The following is a 263-nucleotide window of genomic DNA, read 5'->3' as shown; positions in this document are numbered from 1 at the left end:
TGAAGCGCGGGCGCGTTACTGGGATGATCGTGAAAAGGCCCGTCTTGCGCTTGAAGCCGCCCGAAAGAAGGCTGAGCAGCAGACTCAACAGGACAAAAATGCGCAGCAGCAGAGCGATACCGAAGCGTCACGGCTGAAATATACCGAAGAGGCGCAGAAGGCTTACGAACGGCTGCAGACGCCGCTGGAGAAATATACCGCCCGTCAGGAAGAACTGAACAAGGCACTGAAAGACGGGAAAATCCTGCAGGCGGATTACAACA

At 55.5% G+C, this 263-nt stretch carries 1 pseudogene; it reads left to right on the top strand.

The features are described 5' to 3' along the window. Positions 1-263 (top strand): annotated as a pseudogene (locus R2R70_RS20930) (phage tail tape measure protein); the annotation flags it as partial.

It is taken from the genome of Cobetia sp. SIMBA_158, from assembly GCF_046566945.1.
GTDB classification, from domain to species: domain Bacteria; phylum Pseudomonadota; class Gammaproteobacteria; order Pseudomonadales; family Halomonadaceae; genus Cobetia; species Cobetia amphilecti.
Note: the sequence above shows the minus strand (reverse complement) of the source record. Positions and strands in the feature narration are given on the sequence as shown.